10 protein-coding genes are annotated in these 9,826 nt (G+C 56.7%); 5 read left to right on the top strand and 5 right to left on the bottom strand.

The window, feature by feature from the left end:
• Positions 1–5: 5 nt before the first annotated feature.
• Genes ACWVCN_RS01050 through ACWVCN_RS01030 form a run of 5 tightly spaced genes read right to left on the bottom strand, consistent with a single transcriptional unit; the run spans position 6 to position 3,853 of the window.
• The gene (locus ACWVCN_RS01050) at positions 6–623 is read right to left on the bottom strand and encodes a MutS N-terminal domain-containing protein (RefSeq protein WP_455243649.1); all 618 of its coding nucleotides are present in this window, start codon (positions 621–623) and stop codon (positions 6–8) included.
• Positions 616–963 carry a LapA family protein gene (locus ACWVCN_RS01045; protein WP_455243648.1) on the bottom strand — a complete coding sequence of 116 codons (348 nt, stop codon included), beginning with the start codon at positions 961–963 and terminating at the stop codon, positions 616–618. The genes ACWVCN_RS01050 and ACWVCN_RS01045 overlap by 8 nt, the downstream gene beginning before the upstream one ends.
• On the bottom strand, positions 960–1,565 hold the full coding sequence (tsaE, locus tag ACWVCN_RS01040; protein WP_455243647.1) for a tRNA (adenosine(37)-N6)-threonylcarbamoyltransferase complex ATPase subunit type 1 TsaE: 606 nt from the start codon (positions 1,563–1,565) through the stop codon (positions 960–962). The genes ACWVCN_RS01045 and tsaE overlap by 4 nt, the downstream gene beginning before the upstream one ends.
• The gene (locus ACWVCN_RS01035; RefSeq protein WP_455243646.1) at positions 1,540–3,090 is read right to left on the bottom strand and encodes an NAD(P)H-hydrate dehydratase; all 1,551 of its coding nucleotides are present in this window, start codon (positions 3,088–3,090) and stop codon (positions 1,540–1,542) included. Before ACWVCN_RS01035 ends, tsaE begins: the two co-directional genes overlap by 26 nt.
• A gap of 49 nt (positions 3,091–3,139) precedes the next feature.
• Positions 3,140–3,853: a pyridoxine 5'-phosphate synthase gene (locus ACWVCN_RS01030; protein WP_455243645.1), complete on the bottom strand. Its 714-nt coding sequence runs from the start codon at positions 3,851–3,853 to the stop codon at positions 3,140–3,142.
• Between the two features lie 281 nt (positions 3,854–4,134).
• On the opposite strand from ACWVCN_RS01030, the gene alaC reads away from it, so the two are divergent.
• From alaC to ACWVCN_RS01005, 5 genes are all read left to right on the top strand, one after another.
• Positions 4,135–5,331 (top strand): alanine transaminase, encoded by a 1,197-nt coding sequence (alaC, locus tag ACWVCN_RS01025; protein ID WP_455243644.1) that lies wholly within the window; start codon positions 4,135–4,137, stop codon positions 5,329–5,331.
• The gene (locus ACWVCN_RS01020) at positions 5,328–6,641 is read left to right on the top strand and encodes a homoserine dehydrogenase (RefSeq protein WP_455243643.1); all 1,314 of its coding nucleotides are present in this window, start codon (positions 5,328–5,330) and stop codon (positions 6,639–6,641) included. The genes alaC and ACWVCN_RS01020 overlap by 4 nt, the downstream gene beginning before the upstream one ends.
• A 4-nt stretch (positions 6,642–6,645) precedes the next feature.
• Positions 6,646–7,704 (top strand): threonine synthase, encoded by a 1,059-nt coding sequence (thrC, locus tag ACWVCN_RS01015; RefSeq protein WP_455243642.1) that lies wholly within the window; start codon positions 6,646–6,648, stop codon positions 7,702–7,704.
• 22 nt (positions 7,705–7,726) lie between these two features.
• Positions 7,727–8,968 carry a 2,3-bisphosphoglycerate-independent phosphoglycerate mutase gene (gene apgM, locus ACWVCN_RS01010; RefSeq protein WP_455243641.1) on the top strand — a complete coding sequence of 414 codons (1,242 nt, stop codon included), beginning with the start codon at positions 7,727–7,729 and terminating at the stop codon, positions 8,966–8,968.
• Between the two features lie 5 nt (positions 8,969–8,973).
• Positions 8,974–9,826, top strand: an 853-nt coding sequence (locus ACWVCN_RS01005; protein WP_455243640.1) for an aspartate kinase, incomplete at its 3' end; no start/stop codon positions are given.

Genomic DNA, 9,826 nt, shown 5'->3' with positions numbered 1-9,826 from the left:
TCGGATCAGCAGCTCCTCGACGAACTTTCGAGGCGAAGTCCATGAGCGATGGCGTTTCCGGCGTGGAGGAGTTCTCGTGGCTCAAGTCTCGAAAGTTCGTCGAGGAGCTGCTGATCCGAGCCGGAACCGTGAAATTCCATCACCCAGAAATCACCGGTGGAAACGTCGAGGCTTGCCAGGCCCCAGGGACCCGGATCCTTGGAGTGGCCGGACGGTGTTGCACGAGCCACTGACGCAAGAAAGTTGGACTCTCCGGGGGCCAGAAACTCCGTATCGACCAGTGTTCCGGGAGTGTAGAGGCGCACCACTTCGCGACGTACAAGTCCCTTGGCCAGCTTGGGGTCTTCCACCTGCTCGCAAAGTGCCACGGTACGGCCGGCTTTCAAAAGTTTGGCGATATATCCTTGCGCGGCGTGGTAGGGGACCCCACAGAGCGGGACGGGATCGGTGCTGGATTTGTCCCGTGAGGTCAAGGCGATGGCGAGGAGTTTAGATGCATCTCGAGCATCATCGTAAAACATCTCGTAGAAATCCCCGACGCGAAAAAAAAGAATTGCATCGGGATATCCACGCTTGATCTCGCGGTATTGCCGCATAAGCGGCGTGGCGTCGTGGTCACTCATCGGCTCGGTCCTGTTGGGGAAGTCCGCCTGGTGTTGACGGCGAGTGTCGTCCTGTCACCTTTTCGAGAGAATGGCGAAGTCGCTCGAGATCCACCTCGGCATCTTGCAGCGCCTTAGTCTTTCGTCGTAATTCGATGCGGCCTTTGATCCAGGGAGGAAATAGCAGGATGCCAGAGACGAGGAGTCCAACGGCGAATCCGGCCAGGATCGGCTTGTAGACGGGGGTGGTCGCTTCGAACAGCCCGAAAAAATACCGGAGCGTGACTTCTTCCTCCTGGTTTTGAAGGAAGAAAGCCAGACAGAGGAGCAGGAGTACGCCAACGAGGATTAAGCGAATCACGACGAGGTTTTCTCACTGGATTCCGGTGTCCTCGGCCTTCTCTTCTTCTGTAGATACTGTCGTTTCGTTTCCGCCAAGAGCGTGACGGACGCCGGGCCTTTTGCTGTTAGAGAAATACTTCTACTCCCAACTGTGCGATGGCGCAACCCAATTTCCAGACGGTCTTCAGGCAGAATGGACATGTTCTTGTCGGCCCACTCGATCACCGCGACCGTTGGGCCGCACAGGTAGTCGGTCAAGCCTATGGATTCCGCGTCATGCGTGGAGTGGAGGCGGTATAGATCGACGTGCGCCATCGGAAGTCTGCCTCGATATTCATGGATAAACACGAACGTTGGGCTGCTCACTCCAGTAGTTGGGGCACCAAGTCCGGCTGCAATTCCTCTAACAAGGGCGGTTTTCCCTGCTCCCAAAGGACCGATGAGTGCCAGGGTTTCTCCGCCTCGCAAGGAGGACCCTATTGCCTGGCCGAGTCGAACCGTATGCAGAGGCGATGGAGACGTCAGTTTCCAAAGACGCTCGGTCCGAGCCGAGGGTTCCCGAACGCTCTTGACCGATGATCCCTTGCCCTTGCGATTAACTCTGAGTCGCCTGGATCGCATAGGGAATGTGAGCAAGAAGGTCTCCGGCGATCATGCCTGCCTCTCCGAGTTTCTTAGCGGCGAGATCGCCAGCGAAACCGTGTAGATAGGTTGCCGCGCAGGCGGCTTCCCACGCAGGAATCCCTTGAGCCAACAATCCTGCCACCATTCCGGTCAAGACATCTCCCGTTCCGGCTGTTGCCATCCCTGGATTTCCCGTTGGGCAGACAGCAAGCAAACCATCAGGACGAGCGATCACGGTTCTGGCTCCCTTGAGCACCACAATGACTCCCCGTTCCCGAGAAAAACGTCGGGCTGTGCCGGTTCGGTCGATATTTACGCTCTGCGATGTGGAGCCGACTTCCAGCCGTGCCATTTCACCGGGGTGCGGCGTAATAATGGGAGGAATTTTGCACTCCGTTAGCAGGGAAGCGCGACCAGCCAAGGCGTTGAGTGCGTCTGCGTCGAGCACGGCCGGCCGGTCGATGTGCTTCATCAGGGATTGAACCAATTCGACAGTTTCCGGATGTGTCGACAGTCCGGGGCCGACGGCGATCGCTGTTCGGGAATGCATGAAGGTCAGCAGGCGATCAAGTCCCGAACGATTCAGGGTACGAGCTTTGGTTTCGGGAAGGGGGAGGGTCATCGCCTCCAAGAGTTTGGATTCCAAGACGTCATTGACGCTGCTTGGTGCAGCGACGGTAACGAGGCCTGCTCCTACCCGTAATGCCGCCCGGGCCGCGAGCGCAGCCGCCCCAGTTTTTCCAACCGACCCGGCGATGATGCCGGCGTGGCCGAAGGTGCCCTTGTGAGCTGAGGCTCTACGCAAGGGCAGGGATTTGGCCACCATCTCTTTCGTGATCAAGAACGTTCTGCTGTCCAGGGCGTCTACATAGTTCGAGGGGATGCCAATATCGACAAGGTGGATGGATCCAGCATGGTCGATTCCCGCATTAAGGTAGAGACCCTGCTTCGGTAAGCCGAAGGTAACCGTGGCGACGGCCTGAATGGCGTGACCCAGCAACGTGCCGTTGTCCGCATGGATGCCTGATGGAATATCGACCGCAATGACAGGCCGGCCTGAACGGTTAATGAGTTGGACGGCATCTCGATAGCCTCCCGTCAGGTCGCTTGACAGGCCCGTGCCAAGCAAGGCATCAACGATCACGTCGCTTGAAGTCAGAATCGGTTCTGCCTGTTCCGGAGATCGAAACAACTTGGTGTGAGACTTTCCGCCGACGCGAAGCCACCGACGATACATGACAGCCGCGTCGGGGCTGAATTCGGTCGCCGGCGCCATCAGCAAAACCGTAACCTTGGCGCGCAGCCTGCGAAGCAGTCTGGCAACGACCAGGCCGTCCCCTCCGTTGTTGCCCTTACCGCATACGATCGTGAAGCTCTTGCCGCGCAGCGGATGATACCGTGCTTTGAGGAACGCGACAACTCCGGTGCCGGCTCGTTCCATCAGAACCACACCGGGAACCTTCGCCTCCGTGATGGTTCGTCGGTCCAACGCCTGCATTTGCGTTCCGGTCACGATCTGCATAGAGTCCATCGTTCAATTCGTACTTACGGGGAGGCCGGTGAACTTTCGGTCAACCGAGTAGAGACCGCATTTCCCGCACTGCTTGGTCAAGTCCGACAAGGACTGCACGGGCAATAATGCTGTGGCCGATGTTGTACTCGACGATCTCCTGGATATGGGTCAGCCGTGACACATTTTGGTAGTTCAGACCATGCCCGGCATTGACTCCCATTCCGAGTTTGTAGGCTAACTTCGCGCCTTGCGTAATGGCGTCGAACTCGGAGTCGGCCTCCTTCGACCGCTTGGCATTGGCGTATCGCCCAGTATGTAACTCGACGAAATCAGAGGATACCTTGTGGGCAGCCTTGATTTGCCCCAAATCAGGTTCGATGAAGAGGCTGACTGGGATACCACCATCGTGGAGCATTGCGACGATCTTTTCGACGCGATCCCTATTGGACACGACGTCGAGCCCGCCTTCTGTTGTGAGTTCCTGACGTTTTTCTGGAACTAGGGTGACAAGATCTGGTTTAACGGTCAGGGCGATTTTTGCCATAGTTTCGTCGGCCGCCATTTCCAGATCCAACTTGGTACGGACTACTTCCCGCAACAGTTGCAAGTCATGATCTTGAATATGGCGTCGGTCTTCCCTCAGATGAACCACGATTCCATCGGCGCCGGCCAGCTCCACGACTACCGCAGCCGCAATGGGGTCCGGATCCTTTCCCCCTCTCGCCTGGCGCAAAGTCGCGACGTGATCAATATTGACACCGAGCCTGGGCACCGGGCCTCCAAAATAGAATACGGTCTTGCAAGGAAGGTCGAATCACGCGATGAGACAGAATAGTCGCCGCTGTTGTAACAGAAACGGGTTCAGGTGGGCAAGGACAGGGGAGGGGGACCGCAAGATAATCATGGGTGACTTGGCAAGTGATGACTCTACGGAACCCCACAGAATCACGGGATAATTTGACTCTTCTGTCTCTGCGCAATTAGAATAGGCCTTCGCCCAACGGGTAGGTTATATCTCCCTCCCGCCGAATCGACTGATGGCGAACAACGATCATGGGATTAGCTGACAATTTCTACCGCCTCAAACGGCTTCCTCCCTATGTGTTTGCGGAGGTCCAGCGCCTTAAGCTGGAAGCCCGGCAGCGCGGGGAAGACATCATCGATTTCGGGATGGGGAACCCGGATCAACCGACGCCGCCTCACATCGTAGAGAAGATGATAGAGGCGGCTCGGAAAGGGAAAAATCACCGTTATTCAGCCTCGCGCGGCATTACGAAGCTTCGCCATGCAATTGCCGGTTGGTACAAGCGCAACTACGATGTCGACCTTGATCCTGAAAGCGAGGCCATCGTCACGATCGGCTCTAAGGAAGGTCTGGCGCACCTCTCTCTTGCTTTGATCGGGCCTGGTGACGTGGTGCTGACGCCGACACCGACCTATCCGATTCATATGTACAGTTTCATCATTGCGGGTGGCGAAGTCCGCGGGATTGAGTTGCGTCCGGACAGCGATTTTTTCGATGATCTCCAGCGAGTCTACCGTCAAACGTTCCCGCGGCCGAGAATCCTTGTTATCAACTTCCCCCACAATCCGACGACGGCCATCGCCGACCTGGAATTTTTCAAAAAAATCGTCGCTTTTGCGAAAGAACACAACGTCATCGTCGTTCACGACCTGGCCTATGCAGACCTGGTTTTCGACGGATACAAAGCACCCAGTTTTCTTCAGGTGCCGGGCGCAAAAGACATCGGTGTCGAGTTTTACACCCTGTCCAAGGCCTATAACATGCCTGGTTGGCGTGTCGGGTTCTGCGTCGGCAATCGTGAAATCGTAGGTGCGCTGGCCAAGATCAAGAGCTACCTCGACTACGGGATTTTCCAACCGCTACAAATTGCCAGCGTCATCGCCTTGAACGGTCCACAAGATTGCGTGAAGGAAACGGTGTTGCGCTATCAAAAGCGTCGTGACGCGTTGGTGGGGGGATTGAACCGCATCGGCTGGAACGTGAGCAAGCCGCTGGCCACGATGTTCGTATGGGCCCGCATCCCTTTGCCGTATCGGCATATGGGTTCCCTCGAATTCTCGAAGCTCCTGCTCCGTGAGGCGAAAGTAGCTGTGTCGCCCGGTATCGGCTTCGGGGAGGGAGGCGATGAGTATGTCCGTTTTGCTCTGGTGGAGAATGAGCATCGAACGAGACAGGCTGTTCGCGGGATCAAGAAAGCGTTAAAGCTTGAAGGGGGCAAGGAATGATCTCGCGCGTCGGTGTCGGTGTCGTCGGATTCGGGACCGTCGGAACGGGAGTCGTCAAGATTTTATTAGACAATGCGGCCCTTATCCGTCGCCGCGTCGGGGTGCCTATTGAACTAATCCGCATTGCCGATTTGGACACAACTCGCGATCGAGGCATCGTTTTGCCTTCGGGTCTGCTGGTCAATGACGCGAAGCAGGTCCTGGCCGATCCCAAGATCGACATCGTGGTCGAATTGGTAGGAGGCTATGATTTTGCCAAGCGGCTCATCCTTGAGGCCATCGCAGCAGGAAAAACTGTTGTGACCGCGAACAAAGCCCTTCTGGCGCTCCATGGTGAAGAGATCTTTGCGGCAGCCTCCCGCAAGGGTGTCGATATCGGATTTGAAGCCAGTGTAGGAGGAGGGATTCCTGTTATTCATGCCGTCAAGGAAGGTTTGGCGGCCAACGTGATTCAATCCATCTACGGCATCATCAACGGAACATCGAATTACATTCTCTCCCGCATGACCAACGAGGGGAAGGGGTTTGAGGAGACATTGGGTGAAGCGCAGAAGGCCGGCTATGCGGAGGCGGATCCCACGTTCGACGTGGAAGGAACAGACAGTGCGCACAAGCTGGCGATCCTGGCCAACCTGGCGTTCGGGACGCCGATCAATTTTAAAGAACTCTATACAGAAGGGATCACACACATTACTGAACACGATATCGCCTTCGCCAGCGAGTTCGGCTACACGATTAAACTATTGGGCATCGCGAAACTCGTCGAGGGCGAAATCGAGGCCAGGGTCCACCCGACGATGCTCCCTGCTGACTCTCCGCTGGCCAAGATCGAAGGTGTCTACAATGCCATCCAATTGGTCGGCGACGCGGTGAGTGATGTTGTCCTGGTCGGACGAGGAGCAGGTGATCTCGCCACAGGCAGCGCAGTGGTCAGTGACATCATCGCCGGCGCACGAAATCTCGTGAATGGCGGAGTTGGACGAGTGCCGCCCGCCTCATTCCAACCGGACGAGCGACGTCCGTTACGTATGCGTCCGATAGAAGAACTCAGGTCGTTGTACTACTTGCGGTTTATGGTAACCGACCGTCCCGGCGTTCTGTCGCAGATCGCCGGTGAATTGGGCCGCTGCGGTATCAGCATTGCCTCGATGCTGCAAAGGGGACGTCGCGAAGGGCAGACCGTTCCGATCGTCATCAAGACTCATACGGCAAGGGAGCGGGATGTGCAAACTGCTCTTCTGGAAATCAACCGCATGGCTTTTATGTCGGAACCCGCCACGTTGATTCGTATCGAGGGCAAGGACGAATGACATCATGACACGCTGGCGTGGAATTATTGAAGAGTATCGCAAATTCCTCCCGCTGACGGACAGGACACCGATCATCACGCTCGGAGAAGGCAACACGCCTCTGATCCGTGCGGCGAGGTTGGCCAAGAACATCGCTCCGGGGATTGATCTCTATCTCAAGTTCGAAGGGGCGAACCCAACGGGGTCGTTCAAGGACCGCGGGATGACGATGGCTATTTCGAAGGCTGTCGAGGCTGGGGCGCGGGCTGTTATCTGTGCCTCAACCGGCAATACTTCGGCCTCCGCAGCGGCCTATGGTGCGCGCGCCGGACTTGCGGTGTACGTCTTGATTCCCGCCGGGAAGATAGCAATGGGAAAACTATCGCAGGCCATGATGCATCATGCCACAGTGATTCAGATCGACGGCAATTTCGATCAAGCGCTGGAGATCGTCAAAGACCTCTCGACATCACACCACATCGAGCTGGTCAATTCTCTAAATCCCTATCGTATCGAAGGCCAAAAAACCGCCGCGATGGAAGTGTGTGATCAGTTGGGCGAGGCGCCTTCTCTGCATGTGCTCCCCGTCGGGAACGCCGGCAATATCACCGCCTATTGGAAGGGATATCAAGAGTACCGGGTGGCCAATCAAACGATGCGGTTGCCACGGATGATCGGCTATCAAGCGTCCGGCGCCGCACCGATTGTACTGGGCCGCGTGATTGAAAACCCTCAGACGGTGGCGTCTGCTATTCGTATCGGGAATCCGGCCAGCTGGCAATGCGCCCTTACCGCGGTAAAAGAATCCTCCGGATTGATCGATTCGGTGACCGACGAAGAGATTCTGGAGGCGTATGCTGCGGTCGCCGCGACAGAGGGCGTGTTCTGTGAGCCAGCCTCCGCTGCATCGGTAGCCGGAGTGACAAAGCTGGCGCGTCAGGGAGGATTGCGGGAAGGTGAGACCGTCGTCTGTACGTTGACAGGACATGGATTGAAAGACGCCGATACGGCGATCAGTGTATCGGTGAAACCCAAAACCGTCCAAGCTACAAAGGAGGATGTCGCTCGTCTCCTAGACATCTAGGCGCGATGCGAGAGTATCGTCCATGAAATATGTGATTCTGCATGCCGAAGGTATGGCTGACCATCCTCGGCAGGAATTGGCCGGAAAAACTCCCCTACAAGCCGCTTCAACTCCTCACCTCGATAAGTTGGCTCGTTGCAGTGAAATGGGTCTCCTCACTGTTGCACTGGAGAATGGTCGTCATGGGAGCGGTCTGACCGGCACGTCGATTCTGGGATACGAACCTAAAAAATATTATCAAGGCCCCGGCCCGTTTGAGGCGGCGAGTTTAGGAGTCAATGTCGGGGAACATGACGTCGTCTATCGTTGCACGATGGTGACGTTGAAGGCCGACACGCAAGCTGGGTCAAAGGGCAATAGCTCAGACATCAAGAAGCTTGGCCCTCATGTCATCATGGATGACGCGACGGCTGGGCTGATTACCAGTGAAGAGGCCCGTGAGTTGATCGATGCGGTGAACGAGCAGCTCGGGTCCGAGACGATTCAATTCTATCCAGGCTCAGGGCATCGCCATTTGATGGTGTGGGTCGAGGGAAAGCCGAGGGCGTTGTGTGTGGATCCTCAGACCTTGGTCGGCCGATCGATCGCTGACGCATTGCCTGCAGGAGACGGTGCCGACATTTTGCGAAAGCTGATGGATGCGTCATTGATGATTCTACGCGATCATCCCGTCAACGACGAACGGCGTGACGCAGGGAACAAACCGGCGAATTGCCTCTGGCTCTGGGGCGAGGGGCGGGCCATTCCCTGGCCCAGCCTTACGGAGCGGTTCGAAATTTCCGGAGTGGTAGTATCATCGAACGATGTCCATCGCGGCTTGGGGCTGGTCTCTGGCCTCGAAGCAGTGGACATCGAACGATTGGCTGATGCTGATCTCCGCACGCAAGCCGTTGAGGTGCTCGCTGAATTGAAGAAAAAGGACTTTGCCTACGTTCACGTCGAACTTCCGGACGAAGTCGTCTACGACACGGATGTGAAGGCCAAAGTTCGCGCGATCGAAGCCGTCGACCGTGAATTCGTCGGTCCCTTTCTTGAGGGACTCGGTAAGATCGGTCCATATCGTTTGGTCACGATCAGCGATCCAGGCAGTATCCATCAGGCACAACTGACCGAGGGACAATGGTTGTACGCGTACCATGATAGAACCGCAAAGCAGGCTATTGATGGTGATCGGCGGTTTACTGAGGCTGACGCTCAATCCTCTCACACGCCTCCTCGCGATGCCACCAAGTTTGTCGTCAGACTGTTTGCAAAAGGCGTGTAATCATCGTGGCACTGATCGTCCAGAAATACGGGGGAACCTCCGTCGGAACAGTTGAACGGATCCACCGCGTTGCCGATCGTGTCGAACGTGCCGTCAAGGATGGTCACAAGGTTGTGGTTGTCCTCTCTGCGATGAGTGGCGAAACGGACCGCCTCTTAAAGCTGGCACATGAGGTGGCTGCTGTTCCCGATGAACGCGAGCTCGACATGCTGCTTTCGACCGGTGAACGCGTGACGATAGCCCTTCTGGCTATGGATTTACGTGGACGTGGATTGAATGCCCAATCGTTCACCGGACGGCAGGTCGGAATCATGACCGATAGCGCCCACACCAAGGCGCGCATCACCAAAGTGACGGCCGAGCGTATCCGTGAGTCACTGAACAAAGGCGTGATACCGGTCGTGGCCGGCTTCCAAGGCATCAATCAGCAATCGGATGTCACGACGTTGGGGCGTGGGGGATCAGACCTGACGGCGGTCGCATTGGCCGGTGCCTTAAAAGCCGATCGCTGTGTCATCTTTACCGATGTTGATGGGGTCTACACGACGGATCCGAATATTGTGCCTTCGGCCAGGCGGATTGACAAAATTTCCTATGAAGAAATGCTCGAGATGGCGAGTCTGGGTGCCAAGGTGCTGCAGACGCGCTCGGTGAAGTTCGGTGCACGCTACGGCGTGCCGATCCACGTGCGCTCGAGCTTCGTGCCCGATCCGGGCACCTGGGTCACACGCGAGGAGGACGTGATGGAGCGGCTGATCGTCTCGGGGGTCACCTGCAATCGCGACGAGGCGAAGATCCGCATCCAGGGGGTTCGCGACCAGCCCGGCGTCGCCAGCCGCGTGTTCACGCCGCTCTCGG

Source organism: Petrachloros mirabilis (assembly GCF_975968855.1).
Note: the sequence above shows the minus strand (reverse complement) of the source record. Positions and strands in the feature narration are given on the sequence as shown.

Coding starts and splice junctions, on each gene's coding strand:
- apgM (WP_455243641.1), top strand. CDS start 7,727: ATGAAATATGTGATTCTGCATGCCGAAGGTATGGCTGACCATCCTCGG.
- ACWVCN_RS01035 (WP_455243646.1), bottom strand. CDS start 3,090: ATGCAGATCGTGACCGGAACGCAAATGCAGGCGTTGGACCGACGAACC.
- ACWVCN_RS01020 (WP_455243643.1), top strand. CDS start 5,328: ATGATCTCGCGCGTCGGTGTCGGTGTCGTCGGATTCGGGACCGTCGGA.
- thrC (WP_455243642.1), top strand. CDS start 6,646: ATGACACGCTGGCGTGGAATTATTGAAGAGTATCGCAAATTCCTCCCG.
- alaC (WP_455243644.1), top strand. CDS start 4,135: ATGGGATTAGCTGACAATTTCTACCGCCTCAAACGGCTTCCTCCCTAT.
- ACWVCN_RS01050 (WP_455243649.1), bottom strand. CDS start 623: ATGAGTGACCACGACGCCACGCCGCTTATGCGGCAATACCGCGAGATC.
- tsaE (WP_455243647.1), bottom strand. CDS start 1,565: ATGCGATCCAGGCGACTCAGAGTTAATCGCAAGGGCAAGGGATCATCG.